Source organism: Pontibacter russatus (assembly GCF_009931655.1).
In the GTDB taxonomy this organism is placed as follows: domain Bacteria; phylum Bacteroidota; class Bacteroidia; order Cytophagales; family Hymenobacteraceae; genus Pontibacter; species Pontibacter russatus.
In genome coordinates this window covers 2,597,528-2,620,693 of record NZ_CP047984.1, presented here as the reverse complement: position 1 = coordinate 2,620,693, position 23,166 = coordinate 2,597,528, and the positions used below count along the sequence as shown (strand labels likewise).

Below are 23,166 nucleotides of genomic sequence, written 5' to 3'. Positions count from 1 at the left end.
TACGGCACACGTAGCTATATAAACAACATTTCCGGACCTGGAAAGTCTGGAAGCAAAAAAGGGGGCCAAGTGGCTCCCTTTTTATATATGGGTTATATATAGGCAGCTTTCGTTTGCTGTGTCCTGTTATACATAAACACTTCGCTGAGCCATTGAATGCCGGGAGGCGAAGGCTTGCACAAAGAAGCCCGGCCATATAGGACCGGGCTTCTTTTTATATATAACCAGTTTATATAGAGGCAGCCGCCTAAAACTCTGCGTTCTGCGGCGTGCGCGGGAAAGGAATCACGTCGCGGATGTTGCCCATGCCGGTCACGAACTGTACCATGCGCTCGAAGCCGAGGCCGAAGCCCGCGTGCGGGCAGCCCCCGAAGCGGCGGGTATCCAGGTACCACCAAAGTTCTTCTTCGTGTATGCCCACGCCTTTCATGCGCTCCACCAGCAGGTCCAGGCGCTCCTCGCGCTGCGAGCCGCCCACAATCTCGCCGATGCCCGGCGCCAGGATGTCCATGGCGGCCACGGTTTTGCCATCGTCGTTCAGGCGCATATAAAACGCCTTGATGTCCTTCGGGTAATCCGTCACGACCACCGGCTTTTTAAAGTGCTTCTCCACCAGGTAGCGCTCGTGCTCGCTCTGCAGGTCTACCCCCCAACTCACGTCGTACTGGAACTTCTTTTTCTTGTAGTGGTTCGAGTTCAGCAGGATGTCGATGGCCTCGGTGTAAGTGATGCGCTCAAAACTGTTGTTCACCACAAACTCCAGTTTCTCCAGCAGCGTCATCTCCTGGCGCTCGTGCTGCGGCTTGGCTTTGTCTTCCTCCGCCAGGCGCTGGCCCAGAAACTCGATGTCCTCGCGGTTGTGCTCCAGCGCGTAGCGGATGATGTACTTGATAAACTCCTCGGCCAGGTCGGCGGTCATCTTCAGGTCGTAGAACGCCATCTCCGGCTCAATCATCCAGAACTCGGCGAGGTGGCGCGTGGTGTTGGAGTTCTCCGCCCGGAACGTGGGGCCGAAGGTATAGATGTCGCTGAAGGCCATGGCTGCCAGCTCGCCCTCCAACTGCCCCGACACCGTCAGGTTGGTGGCCTTGCCGAAGAAATCCTCCGCGTAGTTTACCGCTCCGCTCTCAGTCAGTGGCGGGTTGATGGGGTCCAGCGTGGTTACCCGGAACATCTCCCCGGCACCCTCCGCGTCGGAGGCGGTCACGATAGGCGTGTGCATATAGACGAAGCCCTTCTCGTTGAAGAACCGGTGTACGGCAAAAGCCAGGGCGTTACGGACTCTGAATACAGCCCCGAAGGTGTTGGTGCGGAAGCGCAGGTGGGCGATCTCGCGCAGGAACTCGAGCGAGTGCGCCTTCTTCTGCAGTGGGTAGGTCTCCGGGTCGGCCTTGCCCAGCACCTCAATGCGGGTAGCCTGCACCTCATAGGCCTGCCCCTTGCCCTGCGAGGCCACCAGCTCGCCGGTCACGGCAATGGCCGCGCCGGTCGTCACGTCTTTCAGCGCTTCCTCGCTGAACTTCTCCGCTTCGGCCACCACCTGCAGGTTGTTTATCGTGGAGCCGTCGTTCACGGCGATAAAGCTCACGAACTTGTTGCCGCGCTTGGTGCGCACCCAGCCTTTCAGCAGTACTTCTTTGCCCGCCTCGGCGCCTGTCAGCAGGTCTTTTACTTTTATGCGTTGCATGTGTAAGGTTGTTATGTGCGTATCACGACGCACGTATCACGTATCACGACTTCTCAAAGCTAAAGTCGGAGTTGGTTCGACGTATGACATATAAGCAGAGATCCGGATGAAGCGGTTATATACTTTCTATAATACTTCCGAAGTCTTTCCCCTTTGTCTGAGGCTCTTTTTTCTTGATACGTGATACGTGTGTCGTGATACGCAATACGCGTCTTTCCGAAAACCTCCCAAAGTAACGATATTTTAACCTTTTTTGTAAATGCAAGTAAAATTATCCTAAATTTGGAGGTGTACCTACGGGCACTTCTTTTCTTTAAAACCTATGCAGCGACTCGATTTAAGACAACTTTTGTCCCAGAAGTTATCGCCGCAGCAGATACAATTTATCAAGCTGCTGCAGATACCTACTGTGGAGCTGGAGGCGCGCATAAAAGAGGAAATGGAGATAAACCCGGCCCTGGAAGAGGGGCGGGAAGAGCCTGCCGAGGACTTCAACGAGTCGCAGGACGAGGACTACGGCGAGGACGAATACGGCAAGAACGAGGATGTAGACATCAACGACTACCTGAACGACGACGAGATAAGCGGCTACAAGATGCAGGGCGACCGCGGCGGCGATGAGGAAGACCGGGAGATGCCAATCGCCATGACTTCCTCGCTCACCGACTCGCTGATGGACCAGCTCGGCTTCCTCGACCTCGACGACAAGCAGTATAACATCGGCATGCAGCTGATCGGCAGCATCGACCACGACGGCTATATCCGCCGCGACCTCTACGCCATCGTCAACGACCTGGCTTTCTCGCAGAACATCGAAACGACGGAGGAGGAGGTGGAGCAGGTGCTGCGCATGATCCAGACCTTCGACCCCGCCGGCATCGCCGCCCGCGATTTGCCCGAGTGCCTGCTGCTGCAGCTGGCCCGCCGCGAGCAGGACCCCACCACGCTGCTGGCCGAGCGCATCATCCACGAGGCCTTCGATGAGTTCTCGAAGAAGCATTACCAGAAGATACAGAGCAAGTTCAACATCACGGAAGACGAGCTGAAGAAGGCCGTGGACCTGATCATCAGGCTGAACCCAAAGCCGGGTGGCGCCGGTGCCGGCATGATGCGGGTGCAGTACATCATCCCTGACTTTATCCTCACCAACGACAACGGGCAACTGCAGCTCTCGCTTAACTCGCGCAACGCGCCGGACCTGCGCATCAGCCGCTCTTACGCCGAGATGTTCGACGCCTACGACAAATCAGACAAGAAGGACAAGAAACTGAAGGAGACGGTGACGTTTGTGAAGCAGAAGCTGGACGCGGCCAAGTGGTTTATCGATGCCATCAGGCAGCGCCAGAACACGCTGCTGCGCACCATGGAGGCTATCATCAAATACCAACACGACTTTTTCCTGGAGGGCGATGAGAGCGAGCTGCGCCCGATGATCCTGAAGGACATTGCCGAGGAGATCGGCATGGACATATCCACCGTGAGCCGCGTGGCCAACAGCAAGGCCGTGCAGACCGAGTTCGGTATATACCCGCTCAAGTATTTCTTCTCCGAAGGCATCGCCACCGACTCCGGCGAAGACGCCAGCAGCCGTGAGGTGAAGCACATCCTCAAGGAGATCATCGACAACGAGAACAAGCGCAAGCCGCTCTCCGACGAGAAAATAGAGAAGATGCTGAACGACAAAGGCTACAACATTGCCCGCCGTACGGTAGCCAAATACCGCGAACAGCTGAACATTCCGGTGGCGCGCCTGCGCAAGGAGCTGTAGCGCCGGTTATATATAGCAGGCTTGGCTATATAGGGTATATATGACATTCGCCTGACTGCCCTTGTTGTGTCTTTTGACCATCAGGCTGTTGGTGAGAACACGCAACAGCGGCGCATGTCTCTCAGCTATCCTTCATCCGGCAACTGCCGTTAAACTTTCAGAGACTTTATACAGCAGGAAATGAAAGTATCTTTTGAGGAGTTGCAGGCGCAGTTCGAGCGCGTGCTTTTGAAACTGAATTTTGCAGCGGAAAAAGCGGCCCTGTGCGCCCGCATATTTGCCGAGAACAGCAGGGACGGCGTGTACTCGCATGGCCTGAACCGTTTTCCGGTGTTTGTGCAGATGGTGCGGGACGGGCTGATTGCGGTAGACGCGGAGCCTGAGAGGGTGGCGCAAAACGGCGTGACGGAGCAGTGGGACGGCCACCTGGCCCCCGGTATGTATACGGCCACCAAAGCCATGGAACGCGCCATTGCGCTGGCCAAGGAAAATGGCATGGGCTGTGTGGCTGTCCGGAACACCAACCACTGGATGCGGGCCGGCACGTACGGCTGGCAGGCCGCAGACGCCGGTTGTATCGGTATATGCTCCACCAACACCATCGCCAACATGCCTCCCTGGGGCGGTACCGATCCGCGCCTGGGCAACAACCCGCTGGTGATCGCCATTCCGCGAAAGGAAGGCCATATCGTATTGGATATGGCCATGTCGCAGTTCTCGTATGGCAAGCTGCAGGAGTATGAGCTGAAGGGGAAAGAGCTGCCGGTGGCTGGCGGCTACGATGAGCACGGGCAGCTGACCATCGATCCAACCCAGATCAGAAAGACGAAGCGAACGCTGCCGATTGGTTTCTGGAAGGGCTCCGGGCTGTCGCTGGTGCTGGATGTGCTGGTGGCCTCGCTCAGCGACGGGCGCACGACAGGCGAAATCACGGTAACCGGAAGCGAGGCCGGGGTGTCGCAGCTTTTCCTGTGCATCAACGCCAACCATATAGACGAGAGCATCAGCGGGCGTATTATCCAATACACCAAAAGCAGCGGACTGCTGGATGGGGAAGGTGAGATCCGGTACCCTGGAGAGAGTTCTTTAGCCACGCGCCGCCGCAATGCAGAAGGGGGCATCCCGGTGAATGAGCACATCTGGCAGCAGGTGCTGGCGCTGTGAGAAAGGCATATACATATTCTATAGGAAGCGGTTAATTGGGCGAAATTGTAATGGTAACAGTAACAAATGTTGAAACACTTCTGTGGAACAAAATCATCAGTCTACTGAAGTCTGATAATTGGGGAGAGGCTTATAGATATGATGGTTTCGACGCACGAGTTGACTTTGACTTTATCATCCTTGAAAAAGAAGGAGAAGAGGTCTTATTTGGCTGGGATAATTGGATTGAAGGAGAGATACAATGCTCAGAGCGAAGTATTAAAACAATAGAGACACTCATTGGAAAAACTTTGAAAAAAGGTAAGCCTGTAAGTTTAAAGCCTGATGCTGTCAAGTTATATAGGCGCATGACAATAAGATAATGCTTAAAGCCAGCAGTTATTCGAGCAATAGAAAACAACTCCGCCTAATAAGGGGAGTAGGAAGGTTCATTATGCTTCATCTTAGCTGAACTAATACCGTTATCCACAGCGCGACGTGTTGATAAGTAGCCGTTTCTAAAACAAACCACAACCGCCGCCGGTATAGCTTCTTTCCGCTTAAGTTCATATATGGCTGCTACACTTACTCGTAATTCATAACTGATAGTGAATCGTACCCTTGCGCAGGTGCTGTCGGTGGCCTTCCACCCGCTGTTGCTCCCGACTTACCTTTTCGCGATTATCCTGTATTACATGCCCGTGTCTACGCTCACGCTGCCTTTCCATATAAGGTGGGTGGTGCTGGCCATGATATTCTTTACCACGTTTATCCTTCCGGGTGTGGCGGCCTACAGCATGGTGCGCCTCGGCCACCTCGACTCGGTGGAGATGGAAAGGCGCGATCAGCGTGGCCTGCCCCTGCTGTTTACGGGTGTCTGCTATGCCATCACCGCTTACCTGCTGCACCGCGAGGCAAACTTCGATGCCCTCTTTTACTTTGTGATGGGCATTATCGCCGCCTCCGTTTTCCTGACTTACCTCATCTCGCTGTTCTGGAAGATAAGCGCGCACAGCATCGGGATGGGCGGTGGCTTGGGCCTGCTGCTTGTCCTGAACTGGCTCGCCCCGGAGGCCCGCATGGTGGTGCCGATAGCGCTGGGAATCCTGCTGTCGGGGGCGGTGCTCACGGCGCGGCTGGCCCTGCATGTACACACGCCCGCACAGGTATATGCGGGCTTTGCCAGCGGGCTGCTGCTGGCGGTTGTGGCGGCTTTCGCTGGGGGGCTGTAAACCCAGCTATATAGGTGCCTTGCCGCAAGGAGGTGTTTTGTTAACTTTACGAGGCAGCCAACGGAGAAACAGGATGAACTACGCGTGCTTACTATATGAGGTAGCCAATGGAGTTGCCACCATCACCCTGAACAGGCCGGACGTTTTCAATGCGTTCAACGACCAGCAAAGCTACGACCTGCAGGATGCGCTGAAGCAGGTGGCCCGCGACGAAAGCGTGCGGGTGGTGGTGCTGACGGGTGCCGGAAAAGCCTTCTGCTCCGGTCAGGATTTGAAAGCCATCGCGGGAGCCAGCAAGCGCGACCTGTCCGAGTCGCTGGAGAAGCGGTATAACCCCATCATCAGGGCCATGCGTGACCTGCCCAAGCCTATTATATGTAAACTGAACGGAGTGGCCGCCGGGGCGGGCTGCTCACTGGCGCTTGCCTGCGATATGGTGGTTGCCTCGTCTGCGGCCAGTATGATAGAGGTGTTCGTGAACGTGGGGCTGGTGCTGGACTCCGGCTCGTCCTTCTTCCTGCCGCGCGCCGTGGGCTCGCTGAAGGCCTTTGAACTGAGCACGCTCGGCTCGAAAGTAACGGCCGAGGAGGCGCAGGAACTGGGTCTGGTGAACCGGGTGGTGGCGCCGGAGGCCCTGGATGCCGCCGTGGCCGAACTGGCTGCCCGGTACGCCACTGCCCCTACCAAAGCCATCGGCCTGATAAAAAAGATGCTGAACAAATCCTTCAGCTCCACCCTGGACGAGATGCTGGAATATGAGGCCTACTGCCAAAAGATTGCCGGAAACACGGAAGACTACCAGGAAGGCATAGCCGCTTTTAACGAGAAGCGAAAGGCGCAGTTTAAGGGAAGGTAGCAGCGAAGGCTATATATGCCTTACTTCTACATAAACGAAATCTCATATAAAAGGGAACAGCCAATGCAGCTTTTGCATTGGCTGTTCCCTTTTATATATAGCCGGTATTGTTGGCTGTATCAAAATGCGTAGCCAACCGAAAGGATAAGCTGCGGCGCGGGCACCACAAAAACGGCGGAGTTGTCTTCGGCCACCAACGCATGGCCTATGATGTTATCCGTCAGCAGCGCGCCTGCGTTTTTGGCAAGCGCGTACTTGGCACGGGCCCCCAGTGCGCCGGCCGCCTCCGCCGTCAGGTGCTCCGATAGCCTGAACTGCACCCCAAGCTGATAGCTCAGGTCCAGCGAGTTCTGGTACAGGCGGCCCACCAGGCGGTAATCCGGGTCGCCGGGCGCGTGCTCCGGCAGCCCGAAGACACCTTCTTCGAAAGCCATGAACCGATACCCGAACACAAAGCCGTGGAAGAAACCGTAGGGCTTGCCTGAGGCCTTGTTGGAGTATTTGCGCTGGCTCATCCGGATGCCCGCCCCCTGCACCCGCACGTCCTCCGGAAGCCCGCCGTCGCCCTGCAGGAAGCTCCGGTATATATAGCTGAAGGCAATCTCGTTGGAGATGCGATTCGTGCGCATCTTCTCATAGGACAGCGAGACGTCTCCCAACTGGAAGGGGTTCACCTTCAGCACGCGGTAGCGCTCCACCTCTTCCTCCTCCATGTCGTCTTCGTACCCGTCCTGCGCCTGCACTTGCGTTAGCGGCATCCACAGCAGCGCAATAACAAGCAACAGCTGCCCTACACGGTTTCTTCTCTCTCTCTCAAACATTGGTTTGTTGTACATCATGCGTATGTGGTTTACTGGTTAGCGTTATAAAATAGCGTGGCTGCCCCTGCGCCCGCTCAGCCTGCGGCAGTTCTCAGCCATATATAATAGGATTAGTTAGACCGGCTATAAGAACTCAATATTTTCTGAAACGTATAAATTATTCTGCTTGCACCCCATTTGAGAACTAAAACTACAACAGAATTATGAAAAAGATTGCATCAACATGGACCATAATAGGCGCCCTCCTGTTCGGAACGGCTGCCTGCAACCAGGAAAAAGGCGCCGTAGAAGAGGCGCAGGAAGTGAACGAGCAGCGGGTAGAAGACACCCCTATGGAAGAGCAGGTAGACGAAGCCTCTGAATTTATGACGAAGGCTGCCAGCGGTGGTATGATGGAAGTGGAATTAGGGAATCTGGCGCAGCAGAAGGCGCAGAGCCCGGATGTAAAGGACTTTGGGAAGATGATGGTGACCGACCACACCAAAGCCAACGACCAGCTGAAGCAACTGGCAGCGCAGAAGAACATCACACTGCCTGACAGCATGAGCGACAAGCATATGGACCATGTGAAGGAGTTGCGCGAAAAAGCAGGCGCTGACTTCGATGACGCCTATATGGACCTGATGGTGAGCGACCACGAAGAAGACGTGGAGCTGTTCAAGGATGCCGCCGAAGACCTCGAAGACGCTGAAATCAAGAATTTCGCTGCAACTACCGTCGCCACCCTGCAGAAGCACCTCGACCGTGCCAGACAGATCAACGACGCGCTGGATGGCGACAACACAAACGCCGGTACGCCCGCTGATCAGTAGTCAGGCAACGTTCTATATATAATTTGAGTACTAAAAGCATCTGTAAGTATTATCTTGCAGGTGCTTTTATTGTTTAACGCAACTGGCACCATGAAAAAATCTGCACTAACAGTATTATCAGCCGCGGCCCTCCTGTTCACCACCGCCTGCACCCCCGACGACAGCGTGGAACTGGCGGTGCAGCAAAGCGTGCAGCAGTTTGAGGCGGCGGGCGTGGAGGGCATGGAAAACGACGCCCTGTTTGCGGCCGAGGCCGCGAGCGCCAGCATGCTGGAGGTGCAACTCGGCGGGGCAGCCCTGGAGAAAGCCGTCAGCCCGGAGGTGAAGGAGATTGCCCAGGAGATGGTGCAGGCCAACCAGCAAATGCTGAACGAGCTGCAAGAGGTGGCTATGCAGCGCAATTTTGTGCTGCCCAGCACGCTCGGTTCGCGCCACCACGAGCTATATGAGGAGATAACCGCCAAATCGGGCATCGCCTTCGACCTGGCCTATATAGACCGCATCACAAAGCAGCACAACGAACTGATTGAGCGCTACGAAGATATGGCGGAGAACGGCCAGGTAATGGAGCTGAAACAGTATGCCTCCAAGCAGTTGCCCCTGCTGCGGCAGCACCAGCAGACAGTGGAAGAGCTGGAAGAGACGATAGACAATATATAAACAGCGGAGGCCGCTATATATAGCGGCCTCCGCTGTGAGCCAGGATTACTCCCTACGCTTCTTCGCTTTCCCGGTAGTGGCTCGTCTTCAGTTCCTCCTCCAGGAACCTGGCTGTATAGCCTTTGCCAGCCGCCGCCACCGCCTCCGGGGTACCTGTGGCCACAATCGTGCCGCCCGCTTCGCCGCCCTCCGGGCCGATGTCGATGATATGGTCTGCCACCTTGATTATATCCAGGTTATGCTCGATGATGAGCACAGTGTTGCCCTTATTGGTGAGCTTGTGCAGCACGTCCGTCAGGTGCTCAATGTCCTGGAAGTGGAGGCCGGTGGTCGGTTCGTCGAGGATATAGAGCGTCTGGCCTGTGTCTTTTTTCGACAGTTCGGTTGCCAGTTTCACGCGCTGCGCCTCGCCGCCCGACAGCGTGGTGGCCTGCTGGCCCAGCGTGATATAACCCAGGCCCACCTCGTTCAATGTCTGGATCTTGCGCAGGATGCGCGGCTGGCTGTCGAAAAAGTCCACTGCCTGCTCCACGGTCATATCCAGCACATCGGTAATGGACTTGCCCTTGAAGCGCACCTCCAGCGTTTCGCGGTTGTAGCGCTTGCCTTTGCACACCTCGCAGGGCACATACACATCTGGCAGGAAATTCATCTCGATGGTGCGCATACCGGCTCCCTCGCAGGCCTCGCAGCGCCCGCCTTTCACGTTGAAGGAGAAGCGGCCGGGAGAGTAACCCCTGATCTTCGCCTCCGGCAGCTGCGCGAACAAGGTGCGAATATCAGTGAAAACGCCGGTATAAGTGGCGGGGTTGGAGCGTGGCGTGCGGCCAATCGGCGACTGGTCCACCTCAATCACCTTGTCGATTTTATCCAGCCCCTCAATGCTCTTGTAGGGCAGCGGGTCCCGCTTCGCCCGGAAGAAGTGCGTGTTCAGGATAGGGTACAGCGTGTCGTGTATCAGCGACGACTTGCCGCTTCCCGACACGCCCGTCACGCAGATCATCTTGCCCAGCGGCAGCTCCAGCGTCACGTTTTTCAGGTTGTGGCCGGTAGCACCTTTCAGCTTCAGCACCTCGCCTGTGCCGGGCCGCTTTACACGCGGCACAGCAATGCCCCGGCGGTTGCTAAGGAAATCGGCGGTGGTGGTGCCCGCCTGCACCATTTGCTCCGGCGTGCCCGCCGTCACCACCTGGCCGCCGTGTATGCCAGCACCCGGGCCAATGTCCACCACGTAGTCGGCCTGCAGGATCATGTCTTTGTCGTGCTCCACCACGATGATGGAGTTGCCCAGGTCGCGGAGGTCTTTCAGGGCGTTGATCAGGCGCTCGTTGTCGCGCTGGTGCAGGCCGATGCTCGGCTCATCCATGATATATAAAACGCCCACCAGCTGCGTGCCGATCTGCGTGGCCAGCCGGATGCGCTGGCTCTCGCCACCCGACAGCGTGCGCACGGGGCGGTGCAGGCTCAGGTAATCCAGGCCCACGTCCAGCAGGAAGCCGATCCGCTTCCGGATCTCCTTCAGCAGCTCGCGGGCAATCACGTTCTGGCGCTCGCTCAGCCTGTCCTCCAGGCCCTCGAACCAGGCAGCCAGCTTGTTTATGTCCAGTACTGAGAGCTCCCCGATATTTTTGCCGTCGATCTTAAAGTGCAGCGACTCCTTTTTGAGGCGGTAACCGTTGCACTCCGGGCACACGGTGGTCTGGGTAAAGTCCTCTATCCAGGTGCGTATGTTGTCCGAGTCCGATTCCATCTGGCCTTTCAGGAAGTGGATGATGCCCTCAAACTCTACCGTATAGTTGCCTTTTTTCGTGCTCACCTCCAGGTCCTCGTCCAGACCATATAGCAGTATATGCAGCAGGTCTTCCGGCAGGTCTTTGATGGGAGTGGCCACAGAGGCCTTGAAGTGCTTGAACAGCGCCTCAATCTGCTTGAAAATCCAGATATCGCGGTACTCGCCCAGCGGCGCGATGCCCCCCCGGCGGATGCTCAGGCTCCTGTCCGGTATCACGGTCTCCTCAGTTATCTCCTGTATCTCTCCCAGGCCATTGCAAACCGGGCAGGCGCCGTAGGGGGAGTTGAAGGAGAAGGAGTTCGGGGCCGGATCGTCGTAGGCAATGCCGGTGGCCGGGTCCATGAGGTGGCGGGAGTAGAAGTGCGTCTGGTTCGTGTCGGGGTCCAGCGTCAGCACGGTGCCTTTGCCGTGCGTCAGGGCGTTCTGGATCGAGCCCGACAACCGGAAGCGGTCCTCCTCCTTCACCACGACCTTATCCACCACGATCTCGATGTCATGGATTTTGTAGCGGTCCACCTGCATCTTCGGTGTTATCTCCACCAGTTCGCCGTCCACGCGGGCGCGTATAAAGCCCATCTTGCGGATCTGCTGAAACAGCTCGCGGTAGTGGCCTTTGCGGCCCTTCACCACCGGGGCCAGCACCACCAGGCGCTTGTCATGGAAGTTCTCCAGAATATGGCTCACAATCTGGTCGTCGCTCTGGCGCACCATCTTGTCGCCGCTCACGTAGCTGAAGGCCTCTGCGGTGCGCGCCCAGAGCAGGCGCATAAAGTCATATATCTCCGTGATGGTGCCCACCGTGGAGCGCGGGTTGCGGCTGGTGGTTTTCTGCTCGATGGATATAACCGGCGAGAGGCCCTCTATCTTGTCCACGTCCGGGCGCTCCAGGCCACCCATAAACGAGCGGGCGTAGGCCGAGAAGGTCTCCATGTAGCGGCGCTGCCCCTCGGCATATATGGTGTCGAAGGCCAAGGAGGACTTGCCGGAGCCGCTGATGCCGGTAAACACCACCAACTGGTAGCGCGGCAGCTTAATGGAGATATTCTTCAGGTTATGTTCGCGGGCACCGTATACCTCAATCTGCTGCGCCTCGCCGGCCACGGCGGGCGGGGCGAGGGCGGTGTCGGAAGTAGCGGTGCCGTTAATGGATTGTTGCTCTTGGTTAAAAGCCATGCAGCGTGTGTGGTTTTAAATGGCAAAGGTACGAAATATCAGGCTTCTGCAGGAGCGAAACCCTAACCCATCTTAACAGAAAACAGCAGCATTTGGTTTACCGTCCGGTAAGTATCGTGAGTGGTGCGTCAGTCGATGTTGCCTTAGCGCGAGGCTTCCTTTTCGTGCAGTTCGGCGTGGTGGTGGCTGGTCTGTGCATAATCCTGGCGCTGGCGCTGTATGAGCCGCTGCTTCTGAAAATACCTGTAAAAACTGTACACCGCCAGGGCAAGTCCTACGGGCATAAGCACAAACCCAATAACCTCCATGTACTTGTGCTGCGACAGCTTGATGGCGGCAAAGGCGCCGGCCATAATGGTAATCGCCGTACGCAGGTAGGCCATCAGAGTACGCTCGTTGGCGAAGATGGTGCGCTGCACGGCCATCTGGTCGCGGATCTCGGCATTCTTCTTCTCCTGCAGCTTAAGCTTCTTCTTGAGTCTCTTTATCTTTTCTTTGTCAGGATCAGGCATCTTGTTTTTTTAAGAGGTAAATAAAAGAACACAAGTATTAAGACACAAGACATTTTATGTCATATACTATTGATTTTCAGGTATCATATCTATAGTTCTTTTGTGTATAAAGCAATTTGATTTTGTCCGGGTACTTATTAGCCTGTAGACCGGCGGGCGATTCCGCCACCGCGGCTCTTGAAAATGGCTCGTTACGGGCTGTTACATTCTGTTCCGGCTCCATGTCAGCGAAGATCAGCGGTGCGATCATATGTGGGCGGCCGGGTCTTTTTTCTGCTGCGCGGCCACCTCCGCGTGTATGGGGCTGGTGGGCGTATAGGCGGTGGTGTGCTGCGAAATGGCCTTCTGCTTCTTCGTGAACCTACCGTATCCGTAAAAGGCCACCCCAAGGCCAGAGGGAATGGCCAATACGCCCACGCCTATATATACGGGGTCTTCGAAGAGCTTGATGAACGTGAGCCCGGCCAGCACCAGCGCCATGGCTGTGCGCATATAAGCCAGAAGCGTGCGCTCGTTGGCGAGCTTGGTGCGTTCCATGGCCAGGCTGTCGCGGATCTCGATGTTCTGCTTTTCCTGGACCTTCAGGTCCTGCTTCACCCTCTTGTTTGTTTTTCTGGAAAGTAATGCCCTCATGCTCATGCAGAGATGTACGCAGGCAAAGCGGTAAAGATAGGGCGAAAAGCGGTTGTGGCGCCGCAGCACAAAAGAGAAGAGCAGCCCTGCATCGGGGCTGCTCTTTTCGGCAGGGTATATATACCGTAGCGGTATGCAGCTTAAAAGTTCGGAGACAGCAGGTACTTGCTGTAGAAGTCGTCGATAATCTTCACGGCGTCGGAGGCATCGTCCACGATATGCACCAGGTCCAGGTCTGCCGGGCTGATGTTGCTCTCTTCGTTCAGCATCACGTTCTCAATCCACTGGAACAGGCCCTCCCAGTAAGAGCGGCCCACCAGCACAATCGGGAAAGCGCCGATCTTCTTCGTCTGGATCAGGGTGATGGCCTCGAACAGCTCGTCCAGCGTGCCAAAGCCGCCCGGCATGCCGATAAAACCCTGCGCGTACTTCACAAACATCACCTTGCGCACAAAGAAGTAGTCGAAGTTGATGAGCTTGTCGGAGTCGATGTAGATGTTGTTGAACTGCTCGAACGGCAGCTGGATGTTGAGGCCCACGGACTTGCCGCCCTCGGAGTGGGCGCCTTTGTTGCCTGCCTCCATTATGCCGGGGCCGCCGCCCGTAATCACCCCGTAGCCGTGGCGCACCAGTTTGGCGGCAATCTCCTCGGCCATCTGGTAATACTTGTGTGTGCTTTTGGTGCGGGCCGAGCCGAAGATGGAAACGCAGGGGCCTATCTTCGCCAGCTTCTCGAAGCCCTCCACAAACTCAGACATCACCTTGAAGATCTGCCAGGAGTCCGCAATCTTTATCTCGTTCCAGTCTTTGTCTACAAAAGCCTGGCGTATTCTCCTGTCTTCCACCGAGGCGGGCGGGGCCGTGGACTCGCCGCTTTCGCGCAGGTCGGTAATAGAGGTAGCTTTGTTATTATTTACATCCGGGTTCAGGATGGTCTGGCCGCTGCCGGTGTTTACTGTTTCCTCGTGCAGCTTGGTTTTACTTGTCTTTCTAAGCTTCGTCATTTTTCTCGTCGTCATCTTCCGGTGCCTGCGGCACCCTGCCATAGATATGGCAGGCGTACAGCATCACAAAAATTAAGCCCCGGCTGCGCGACGCCGTGTGGGGGCGCAGCAAAAGCCGGGGATTTAACTGTATTTATTTAGAGCGGATGGCAATAACAGGGTCTAAGTTGGAGGCCAAAACGGCCGGAATGATACCGGAGAGCATGCCAATAACGGCCGATACGCCCAGCCCCAGTATAATGTTGCCCACCGACAGCGCCACTGCCATAATGTCCTGCGGGATGAGCGTGAGCAGGAACACGAGCAGGATGCCGATGCCGCCGCCCAGCAGGCTCAGGAACACCGACTCGAACAGGAACTGGAACAGGATGAAGTAGTTTTTGGCGCCAAGCGATTTCTGGATGCCGATGATGTTGGTGCGCTCCTTCACCGACACAAACATGATGTTGGCGATGCCGAAGCCGCCCACCAGTATGGCAAACCCGCCGATCACCCAGCCGCCGAGGCCCACCACCTCAAAAAAGCTGCCGATGGCCTGCGTGGCCATCTCCGGGCGGTTCAGGGCGAAGCTGTCCTCGTCGCGGGGGCGCAGTCCCCTGATGTTGCGCATCAGGCCGCGCACCTCGTACTCCAACTCCAGCAGGCCCGGGTCGTCCTCGCGGCCCTTGGCGGCGATGGTGGAGCCAAGCCCGTCGGGGCCCACGTCAAACATCTTCGCAAAGGAGCCATAGGGCACAATGCCCATCTGGTCGAAGTTTGGCATGCCGAACATATTCTCGCCCTGCTTCTCGATCACGCCAATTACCGTAAACTTCTGGCCCGCCACTTTCAGTTCCTGCCCCAGCGGGTTGCTGTGCGGGTAAAGTTTGGAGGCCACCTCGTCCCCAAGCAGCATCACGTTGCGGGCGGCTTCCACCTCCTGCGGCACAAAGTAACGGCCCTGTGCCACCGGAATCTCCGCCACTTTGTTGTACTCGTAGGTCACGCCCATCAGGTTAGCCCCGGAGTAGCTGTTGTTCTCGTGCTTGAAAGTGTTGTCGCCCTTCGTTGCGAAAATGGCCACCCCGTTGCTCATGGTGATGCGGTCTTCCAGTTGCCGGAACTCGCGCATGGTGGGTTCCGGGCGCTGGAAGTACTTCCACCAGGGGTACTCTCCGCCAAATGACCAGGGCCACTTCTGCACATATATCACTTTGTCGCCGATAAAGCTCATGCTGTCGCGCACGTTGCGCTCCAGTGAGTCGACGAGCGTGAACACCGAGATGATAGCGAAGATGCCGATGGTGACGCCAAGCAGCGACAGGAACGTGCGCAGCATGTTAGCCCGCAGCGCCTGCCACGCGAAACGGAAACTTTCTGCTATCAGGCGCAGGTATATCATAGTTTTGTTCTAAATTCAGGTTGAATCATGCAGAAGTAATTTCCTTAAAAGTAAGAATAATTCGGGCAAACTGAGTAAATTTGCGGTTTGATTTTTTGGTTTCTACAAAGCAGATGTTTATGAAACACGGCAGGCATCCTGCGTGTTCTATTATCAGAAACCAACGCAGTGAATACCGTAATAGTTGATATATGAAATTATCCGAATTTAAATTCGACCTTCCCGAAGAGTTCTTAGCCAGCCACCCCACCGAAAACCGCGACGAGTCCCGCATGATGGTGGTACACCGCGACACCGGCAAAATAGAGCACCGGGTTTTCAAAGATATCCTGGAGTACTTTGACGACGGCGACGTGATGGTGGTGAACGACACGAAGGTGTTTCCGGCCCGCCTGTACGGCAACAAAGAGAAGACTGGCGCGAAGATAGAGGTGTTTTTGCTGCGCGAACTGAACAAGGACATCCACCTGTGGGACGTGCTGGTGGACCCCGCGCGCAAGATACGCGTAGGCAACAAACTGTACTTCGGCGAGAGTGACCTGGTGGCCGAGGTGATCGACAACACCACCTCCCGCGGACGCACCATCAAGTTCCTGTTCGATGGCTCGGACGAGGAGTTCTACAAGACCATCAACGACCTGGGCGAGACGCCGCTTCCGAAGTACATCAAGCGGGAGGCGGAGCCCGAGGACCGGGAGCGCTACCAGACGGTGTACGCCAAAAACGTGGGCGCAGTGGCCGCCCCCACCGCAGGCCTGCACTTTACCAAAGAGGTGCTGAAGCGCCTGGAGATAAAAGGCGTGGACGTGGCCCCGTTGACGCTGCACGTGGGCCTGGGCACTTTCCGCCCGGTGGATGTGGAAGACCTGACCAAGCACAAAACGGACTCGGAGAACTTTATGGTGCCGGCCGAGACGGCAGAAATCGTAAACCGGGCGCTGGACAACAAGAAGCGCGTGTGCGCCATTGGTACCACCACCATGCGCGCGCTGGAGTCTTCGGTGTCGGCTAACAACCGCCTGAAAGCAAACGAAGGCTGGACAGACCGCTTCATCTTCCCGCCTTATGAGTTCAAGATCGCGAATGCCCTGATCACTAATTTCCATATGCCGGAGAGCACCCTGCTGATGATGGCGGCGGCCTTCGGTGGGTATGATTTGATCATGAAAGCCTACGAAGAGGCCGTGAAGGAAAAGTACCGCTTCTTCAGCTACGGCGATGTGATGCTGATCCTGTAACCGGAATTTTAGGACACGGCATATAGAAGCCATATATAAAACGCCTCCTGCCGCCCTGCAGGGGGCGTTTTGCTTTAAAAGCGTCCTTGAGCGAGGCTGCCAGCTATATACAGGCGGCAGCCCAAAGCCATATATACGCCAGGAGAGTTTGGTGCCCGTTCTATCCATATGGCGGGGCTTCTGCGGGAAGGCCGTGCAGGCACTTTATATATAACCCTGTGGCTGATAAGTCCGGCCTGTTTCATTTAGGCAACCGCCGGGCCCGCCATTCGGAACTCGTATACCAAACCCATATCTTTGGAGTTATGACCCATCTTCCGGAATATGCGATTATAGTGGCGGGCGGCTCCGGCAGCCGCATGCAGCAGGAACTGCCCAAGCAGTTTACAGAGGTGGCAGGCAAGCCCGTCCTGATGCACACCATCGAGCGGTTTTACCAATACAACCCGGAGGTGCGCCTGATCGTGGTGCTGCCCCAGACGCAACTTGCTGTATGGCAGGAACTGTGCCGCAGGCATCACTTTACTGTAGGCCATATAGCCGTGGCGGGGGGCGCTACGCGTTTTGCATCGGTCAAAAACGGCCTGGAGGCAGTGCAGGGCGAGGCACTGGTGGCGGTGCATGACGGCGTCAGGCCGTTTGTGGAAACAGACACTATAAAGGCTGCTTTTGAGGCGGCGGCCATATATGGCAGTGCCGTGGTGGTTGTGCCGCCGAAAGACTCTGTCCGGGAGTTGACGCAGGAGGGAAGCCGGTCGGTGCCACGGGCAAATTACAAACTGGTGCAGACGCCGCAGTGCTTTCGGGCCGGCATCCTACGGAGGGCATATGAACAGCCGGAGCAGGGGCACTTCACCGACGACGCCTCGGTGGTGGAGCAGCTTGGGGAGAAAATTGTGCTGGTGGAGGGCAGTTACCGCAACATCAAAATAACCACGCCCGAGGATCTTGTATTGGCAGAAGCCTTCGCAAGAGAAGTTTAAAATAAGGTGGAGGTAACTGGCGCACTATATCTATCTAACATAGGCCCATGTGTTCGCAGGAGTTGCCATGGTGCAAGCCTTGTACATCGGTAAGAAAACTCCCCGCCCTGGATAAGGAGGGGTTGGGGGTGGTTTGATCCGGTACTGCAAAATCTTTCATGCAGCACTGCCTTCGCTAATTTAAAGGCCTCGCAGCGTGCGCACCCTCCCCGGAGCATTTAGGGGGCTCCTGCGAGCGTCTGTCCACCCAATCTACACAATTACAATTACACCACCGGCTGCCGCCCCGCCTCCAGAAAAGCTTGGTTGGCCTGCACTGTTTCTGCTGATATAGCTTCTAAGGCCGGTTCAGGTTTGGAGAGGTTGAGAAGGAAGCCTTGCAGCGGGGGCAGGTTCTGGAGGTCGTGCGTGATGCAGAGCACCGTTTTGCCGTGCTGCTGCACCCACTGTTGCAGCAGCCGGAACACCTGGTTTTTGTAGTAGACGTCGAGCTGTTGCGTGGGTTCATCGAGCAGGCTGATTTGGGCGTCCTGCAGCATCAGTTGGGCCAGCCATACCAGTTGCTGCTCGCCGCCGGAGAGTGTGGTGAAGTCGTGGTCGGAGAGATGGGAAAGCTGCAGCTGCTGCAGGGTTTGAGCGGCCAGGGCATAGTCGGCGGCGTTGTAGTTCTCGAAGAAGCGCTTTTTCCGGAACAGTCCCATCACCACCAGGTCGTGTACGCTGATAGGGAAGGTGACCGTGTTTTTCTGGGGGAGGTAAGCGAGAAGCCCCTGCTCTGCAGGGTGGTGGAGCCGCTTCAGGTCCTGCCCCTGCACCAGCAGTTGCCCCTGGTAGGCAATCTTCTGCTGGAAAGCCCGGAAGAGTGTGGTTTTGCCGGCGCCGTTGTGCCCGATGATGGCGACAAAAGCCGGGGCTGGCACAGAAAAAGAAAGGTTGCGGATAAGAACGCGCCGTCCGTAACCCGCAACCAGATTTTTTGCTTCAATAATCAAGCTTTATCCAATTACGAATTCCTAATTACAAATTCCGAATTCCGAGTGGATTAAAGCAAGCTTAAATCACTATCCTCAATTCGTAATTCGGAATTAATAATTCGTAATTCCTTTTAATATTCGTCTTCGTTGAACATGAAATCCTCTTTGGTGGGATAGTCAGGCCATATTTCCTCGATGTTTTCATAGGGCTGGCCGTCGTCCTCCAGAGCCTGCAGGTTCTCCACAACCTCCATGGGGGCACCTGAGCGGATTGAGAAGTCGATAAGCTCATCTTTCGTGGCTGGCCAAGGTGCGTCCTCCAGGTATGATGCTAATTCAAGTGTCCAGTACATAGTATTTTCTCCTTTAAGATATTGGCTTTTTGAAACGGTTTGCAAAAGTATGAATAAAAACAAAAACAAAAATTTTTAGCAAAAATTAATTGCTTTTTTGTCTGTTTTTACCAACACAACGCAGAAGGTACGCAAATGTTCAAAAAGCGGCGAATATTTTCAGCCCTTTATTAGCTGTCAGGTGCGGTGGCCACAGGAAAGGCAGAAACAAGCAGGGCGGCAAAAAAGCCGGCACCCGCCACACCAGTGGCGGGTGCCGGCTCGGTAAATAATCTTGAGCATGCTTCGAAGCAGGGGCCTGGCGCAGTGCAGAAGATGCTATCCAGGCAATTTATATATAGGTTCGTGTATATATGGTGTGCGAACGGGCTATCGGCTGATGGCGCTCAGCTGGCTCCGGAACATCTCAATCATAGCTGTTTTGGTGCCGATCTTGCGGTTGAAGTTGCGGATCTTGCCCTGCAGCATGCTGCGGAAAGCTTCGTTGCCGGGCGTGTCGCTTAGTTTGCCCAGGTTCTCTTCCAGCACCTCCAACTCGTTTTTGTCTGACTTGATAAAATCCCGGAGCGCATTGATGCGTGCCTGCAGGTCATCGGTTTCGGAGTAAGTCTCGTTGGCGGCCTGCTGGCGCTTGCGGATGTAATGTTCCAGGCTGCTCATCTCAAACACCCGGTCACAAGCTTTGATGAAGCGCTCCCAAATCATATCCGACACTTCCGGGCTCACGGGGCCCACCTTCTTCCACTCGGCCTGCAGCTCTTTGGCGCGCTTCACGGCATCGCTGAGGCTGTGGCGCTGCAGCAGTTGCTCTCCCTCCTCTACCAGCTCTTTTTTGCGCTCGTAGTTGGTCTCGTAATACTTGCTGCGCGACTCGTTTTTCTCGTTGTTGATTTTCTTCTTCAGGCGCTCGAAAAAGTGGTTGTGCGCCTTCCGGAAGTCTGTCCACAGCCTGGTCATGGTTTTGCGCGGCAGGGTGCCGCCCACTTCCTTCCACTGGTTCTGCAAAGCTTTCAGCTTGGCGGTGGTCACTTCCCAGTCCTCGGAGTTCTGCAGGGCCACCGACTGCGAAATCAGGTCACGGTATTTGTCGTAGATGCGGTTCTGCATCTTCTTCTTGTCTTCGAAGAAGCTTTTTTTCCGCTCGAAGAAATGCTCCACTGCCGCCCTGAAGCGCTCCTCAATCTCCTCTGTCAGGTCCTTTTCCACCGGGCCGGTTTTGATCCAGGTGCCGCGCAGGTCTTTCAGTTTGTCTGTTGTCTCCTGCCAGTCAATGCTGTCGCGCAGCGCCTCGGCTTCCTGTATCAGGGCTATTTTGGAGGCGAGGTTCTTCTCGCGGTTCTGCTTGATCGTTTCGTTTATGGCTGCCTCTGCCCCGGCCAGCGTATGGTAAAGCTGCTCGAAATCGCCTAAAGCGTCGTAGCTGCCTATCTGCTCCTTCATGTGCAGCACCTTCATCAGGAACGAGCCCTTGTTCTCCGACGCCTCGATGCGCGCCAGCAGGTCGCTCACCTTGTCCCGGAACATCTCATACCGCTTCGCAAAGTACACCAGCGAGTCATCCTCCGACTCTTTCACGTCGCCCACCCGGCGGGCCGGGTAGTTCATAAAGGGCTTCAGCCACACTTGCTGCTCCTGAATAAAGCCATATTTTCTGGCTTCTTCCAATAGGTCGTTGTTTTCCATTTTACTGGATAGGGTTAAGGGTCGAAAATACAGGATAAGCCAGCAATGCGAAACTTACCCCTGGCCTACACAGGGCATCCTGTAACGTTTGTCACGGCTTTTCGGCATCAGGAGCGGCGCTGCAGGTTTACCTGAGTGCTAATATAGGCAAGAACAGGCGCTAACCAATGCAGTATTTTTACAAGTTTAAGGATTTCGGCCAATTTTGCGAAGTGCATATGCCTGAATTTTTACGATATTTGTAATTCTTTTATGGGATAAGAATCAGGCGGATAGAATTTGAGAGGGGGAGAAGCCCGAAGCCGTGTACTTGGAATAATATTAGCGAAACACTATTAACTACAGCATGAGTAACGAAACTATAATTTTCTCAATGGCCGGGGTCAGCAAGATCTACCCGCCCAAGAAGCAAGTGCTCAAAAACATATACCTGTCGTTTTTCTACGGCGCCAAAATCGGGGTGCTGGGCCTCAACGGGTCCGGTAAGTCCAGCCTGCTCAAGATCATCGCCGGTGTCGACAAGGAGTTCCAGGGCGAGGTGGTGTGGTCGCCGGGCTATACCGTCGGCTACCTGGAGCAGGAGCCGCAACTGGACCCCGCCAAAACGGTGCGCGAGGTGGTGGAAGAGGGCGTGAGTGAAGTAGTGGGGCTGCTGCGCGAGTTCGACGAAATCAACATGAAGTTTGCCGAGGAGATGACGGATGATCAGATGAACAAACTCATCGAGCGGCAGGGCGAGGTGCAGGAAAAGCTTGACCAACTGAACGCCTGGGAACTGGACAACCGCCTGGAGCGCGCGATGGACGCGCTGCGCACGCCACCGGAGGATGCTAAAATTGAAAACTTATCGGGTGGTGAGAAGCGCCGCGTGGCCCTGTGCCGCCTGCTGCTGCAGGAGCCGGACGTGCTGCTGCTCGACGAGCCGACCAACCACCTCGACGCCGAGTCGGTGGACTGGCTGGAGCAGCACCTGCAGCAGTACAAGGGCACCGTCATCGCCGTGACCCACGACCGCTACTTCCTCGACAACGTGGCCGGCTGGATTCTGGAACTGGACCGCGGTGAGGGCATTCCGTGGAAAGGCAACTACAGCAGCTGGCTGGAGCAGAAATCGAACCGCCTGGCAGCAGAGGAGAAAACAGAGAGCAAGCGGCAGAAAACGCTGCAGCGCGAGCTGGAGTGGGTGAAGATGGCCCCGAAAGCGCGCCACGCCAAGTCAAAAGCCCGCCTCAGCCAGTACGATAAACTGGTGGGAGAGGAAGCCTCCAAGAAAGAAGAAAAACTGGAGCTCTTTATTCCGGACGGCCCGCGCCTGGGTGCGCAGGTGATTGAGGCGCACCACGTAAGCAAGGCCTACGGCGATAAGCTGCTGTTCGAGGACCTTAACTTCGCGCTGCCGCAGGGCGGTATCGTGGGCATCATCGGGCCAAACGGTGCAGGCAAAACGACCTTGTTCAAGCTGATCACGGGCCAGGAGAAGCCGGACGCCGGTGACTTCACCGTGGGCTCCACCGTGCAGATCTCCTATGTAGACCAGGAGCACACGCAACTGGAGCCGAATAAGTCGGTGTTTGAGGTGATCTCGGGCGGGACAGAGCATATGATGATGGCCGGCCGCCAGGTGGTGTCGCGGGCCTACGTGAGCAAGTTCAACTTCTCGGGCGGTGACCAGGAGAAGAAAGTGGATAAGCTGTCGGGCGGGGAGCGCAACCGCGTGCACCTGGCCATGACGCTGAAAGAGGGCGGCAACCTGCTGCTGCTCGATGAGCCGACCAACGATCTGGACGTGAACGCGATCCGGGCATTGGAGGACGCGCTGGAGAACTTCGCCGGCTGCGCCGTGATCATCTCCCACGACCGCTGGTTCCTCGACCGCATCTGCACCCATATCCTCGCCTTTGAGGGCGACTCGCAGGTGTACTGGTTTGAGGGGAACTACTCGGAGTATGAGGAGAACAAGAAGAAGCGCCTGGGCGATGTCGAGCCAAAACGCATCCGTTACAAGAAGCTGGTTTAATGGTAATATAAATGAAATGGAAGCAGGCGCGAAAGCCTGCTTCTGTTACTACGGACTAACAAGAAGAGCCGCTGCCCTTATCTGCAGCGGCTCTTCTTGTTATATATGGATAATTATATATGATGTGAATACCGCAATATTGAGTCCATGACAGGTACAATTTTAACTTAAATTATAAACCTTCCAATTTGAGGAGGCAATTGAGCCTGAATTGTGCAAGAAATATATTTTCAGGTGCAAAAAGGAAAACAAAACTCCTATAGAATTCGTAGTTAAATACAATGGCAGCCAAAGGTAATTAAGTGATTTTTAACTTAAACGGGTGTCAAACATGAAGAAAATTTACTCTAACAGCGACGTTGTCGCTTACTGGCTTATTGCAGGCTACTTTACAGCTGTAGGTACTCTTGCACTAATAGTATCTTAAAAAATTAGTCCAACATG

At 55.6% G+C, this 23,166-nt stretch carries 21 protein-coding genes; 10 read left to right on the top strand and 11 right to left on the bottom strand.

The genetic code is table 11. From position 1 onward, the window contains the following. Positions 1–247: 247 nt before the first annotated feature. Positions 248–1,687 carry an asparagine--tRNA ligase gene (gene asnS / locus GSQ62_RS10545; RefSeq protein ID WP_161889466.1) on the bottom strand — a complete coding sequence of 480 codons (1,440 nt, stop codon included), beginning with the start codon at positions 1,685–1,687 and terminating at the stop codon, positions 248–250. 322 nt (positions 1,688–2,009) lie between these two features. Here asnS and rpoN point away from each other — a divergent pair, with 322 nt between their 5' ends. The 5 genes from rpoN to GSQ62_RS10520 all read left to right on the top strand — a co-directional run bounded on the left by rpoN (position 2,010) and on the right by GSQ62_RS10520 (position 6,686). Further along, positions 2,010–3,455, top strand: coding sequence for an RNA polymerase factor sigma-54 (gene rpoN, locus GSQ62_RS10540; RefSeq protein WP_161889465.1), 1,446 nt, complete (start codon positions 2,010–2,012; stop codon positions 3,453–3,455). A 180-nt stretch (positions 3,456–3,635) separates the two neighbouring features. Next, positions 3,636–4,619, top strand: coding sequence for a 3-dehydro-L-gulonate 2-dehydrogenase (gene yiaK / locus GSQ62_RS10535; protein WP_161889464.1), 984 nt, complete (start codon positions 3,636–3,638; stop codon positions 4,617–4,619). 50 nt (positions 4,620–4,669) lie between these two features. Further along, entirely contained in the window at positions 4,670–4,981 is a 312-nt protein-coding gene (locus GSQ62_RS10530) for a hypothetical protein (protein WP_161889463.1), read from the top strand. 225 nt (positions 4,982–5,206) lie between these two features. Next, positions 5,207–5,830, top strand: coding sequence for a hypothetical protein (locus GSQ62_RS10525; protein WP_161889462.1), 624 nt, complete (start codon positions 5,207–5,209; stop codon positions 5,828–5,830). 73 nt (positions 5,831–5,903) lie between these two features. Continuing rightward, complete coding sequence (locus GSQ62_RS10520) at positions 5,904–6,686, top strand: enoyl-CoA hydratase-related protein (RefSeq protein ID WP_161889461.1); 783 nt, start codon at positions 5,904–5,906, stop codon at positions 6,684–6,686. Between the two features lie 119 nt (positions 6,687–6,805). On the opposite strand, the gene GSQ62_RS10515 is transcribed toward GSQ62_RS10520, so the two are convergent. Beyond that, the gene (locus GSQ62_RS10515) at positions 6,806–7,525 is read right to left on the bottom strand and encodes an ABC transporter ATP-binding protein (protein WP_161889460.1); all 720 of its coding nucleotides are present in this window, start codon (positions 7,523–7,525) and stop codon (positions 6,806–6,808) included. 185 nt (positions 7,526–7,710) lie between these two features. On the opposite strand from GSQ62_RS10515, the gene GSQ62_RS10510 reads away from it, so the two are divergent. Together GSQ62_RS10510 and GSQ62_RS10505 are read left to right on the top strand one after the other, a co-directional pair. Further along, entirely contained in the window at positions 7,711–8,319 is a 609-nt protein-coding gene (locus GSQ62_RS10510) for a DUF4142 domain-containing protein (protein WP_161889459.1), read from the top strand. Positions 8,320–8,409: 90 nt separating this feature from the next. Next, the gene (locus tag GSQ62_RS10505; protein WP_161889458.1) at positions 8,410–8,979 is read left to right on the top strand and encodes a DUF4142 domain-containing protein; all 570 of its coding nucleotides are present in this window, start codon (positions 8,410–8,412) and stop codon (positions 8,977–8,979) included. Between the two features lie 52 nt (positions 8,980–9,031). Here GSQ62_RS10505 and uvrA read toward each other — a convergent pair whose 3' ends face one another. The 6 genes from uvrA to GSQ62_RS10480 form a co-directional block, all read right to left on the bottom strand. Further along, positions 9,032–11,944, bottom strand: coding sequence for an excinuclease ABC subunit UvrA (gene uvrA / locus GSQ62_RS10500; protein WP_161889457.1), 2,913 nt, complete (start codon positions 11,942–11,944; stop codon positions 9,032–9,034). 143 nt (positions 11,945–12,087) lie between these two features. Continuing rightward, positions 12,088–12,456 carry a YidH family protein gene (locus GSQ62_RS10495; protein WP_161889456.1) on the bottom strand — a complete coding sequence of 123 codons (369 nt, stop codon included), beginning with the start codon at positions 12,454–12,456 and terminating at the stop codon, positions 12,088–12,090. Between the two features lie 246 nt (positions 12,457–12,702). Beyond that, positions 12,703–13,089, bottom strand: a complete 387-nt coding sequence (locus GSQ62_RS10490; protein ID WP_161889455.1) for a DUF202 domain-containing protein — start codon at positions 13,087–13,089, stop codon at positions 12,703–12,705. 140 nt (positions 13,090–13,229) lie between these two features. Next, positions 13,230–14,093: an LOG family protein gene (locus GSQ62_RS10485; protein WP_161889454.1), complete on the bottom strand. Its 864-nt coding sequence runs from the start codon at positions 14,091–14,093 to the stop codon at positions 13,230–13,232. Next, the gene (locus GSQ62_RS21000) at positions 14,080–14,205 is read right to left on the bottom strand and encodes a hypothetical protein (RefSeq protein ID WP_262886630.1); all 126 of its coding nucleotides are present in this window, start codon (positions 14,203–14,205) and stop codon (positions 14,080–14,082) included. Before GSQ62_RS21000 ends, GSQ62_RS10485 begins: the two co-directional genes overlap by 14 nt. A gap of 21 nt (positions 14,206–14,226) precedes the next feature. Continuing rightward, positions 14,227–15,474 carry an ABC transporter permease gene (locus tag GSQ62_RS10480; protein ID WP_161889453.1) on the bottom strand — a complete coding sequence of 416 codons (1,248 nt, stop codon included), beginning with the start codon at positions 15,472–15,474 and terminating at the stop codon, positions 14,227–14,229. A 191-nt stretch (positions 15,475–15,665) separates the two neighbouring features. Here GSQ62_RS10480 and queA point away from each other — a divergent pair, with 191 nt between their 5' ends. After that, positions 15,666–16,712, top strand: coding sequence for a tRNA preQ1(34) S-adenosylmethionine ribosyltransferase-isomerase QueA (gene queA, locus GSQ62_RS10475; RefSeq protein WP_161889452.1), 1,047 nt, complete (start codon positions 15,666–15,668; stop codon positions 16,710–16,712). A 305-nt stretch (positions 16,713–17,017) separates the two neighbouring features. After that, positions 17,018–17,695 (top strand): 2-C-methyl-D-erythritol 4-phosphate cytidylyltransferase, encoded by a 678-nt coding sequence (locus GSQ62_RS10470; RefSeq protein ID WP_161889451.1) that lies wholly within the window; start codon positions 17,018–17,020, stop codon positions 17,693–17,695. A gap of 266 nt (positions 17,696–17,961) precedes the next feature. On the opposite strand, the gene GSQ62_RS10465 is transcribed toward GSQ62_RS10470, so the two are convergent. From GSQ62_RS10465 to GSQ62_RS10455, 3 genes are all read right to left on the bottom strand, one after another. Continuing rightward, positions 17,962–18,687: an ABC transporter ATP-binding protein gene (locus GSQ62_RS10465; protein ID WP_161889450.1), complete on the bottom strand. Its 726-nt coding sequence runs from the start codon at positions 18,685–18,687 to the stop codon at positions 17,962–17,964. Positions 18,688–18,800: 113 nt separating this feature from the next. Beyond that, positions 18,801–19,022, bottom strand: coding sequence for a DUF2795 domain-containing protein (locus GSQ62_RS10460; RefSeq protein WP_025608825.1), 222 nt, complete (start codon positions 19,020–19,022; stop codon positions 18,801–18,803). Positions 19,023–19,391: 369 nt separating this feature from the next. Next, positions 19,392–20,705, bottom strand: a complete 1,314-nt coding sequence (locus GSQ62_RS10455; RefSeq protein WP_161889449.1) for a DUF349 domain-containing protein — start codon at positions 20,703–20,705, stop codon at positions 19,392–19,394. A gap of 346 nt (positions 20,706–21,051) precedes the next feature. Here GSQ62_RS10455 and ettA point away from each other — a divergent pair, with 346 nt between their 5' ends. After that, positions 21,052–22,722, top strand: coding sequence for an energy-dependent translational throttle protein EttA (ettA, locus tag GSQ62_RS10450; protein WP_161889448.1), 1,671 nt, complete (start codon positions 21,052–21,054; stop codon positions 22,720–22,722). The last annotated feature ends 444 nt before the right edge of the window (positions 22,723–23,166 follow it).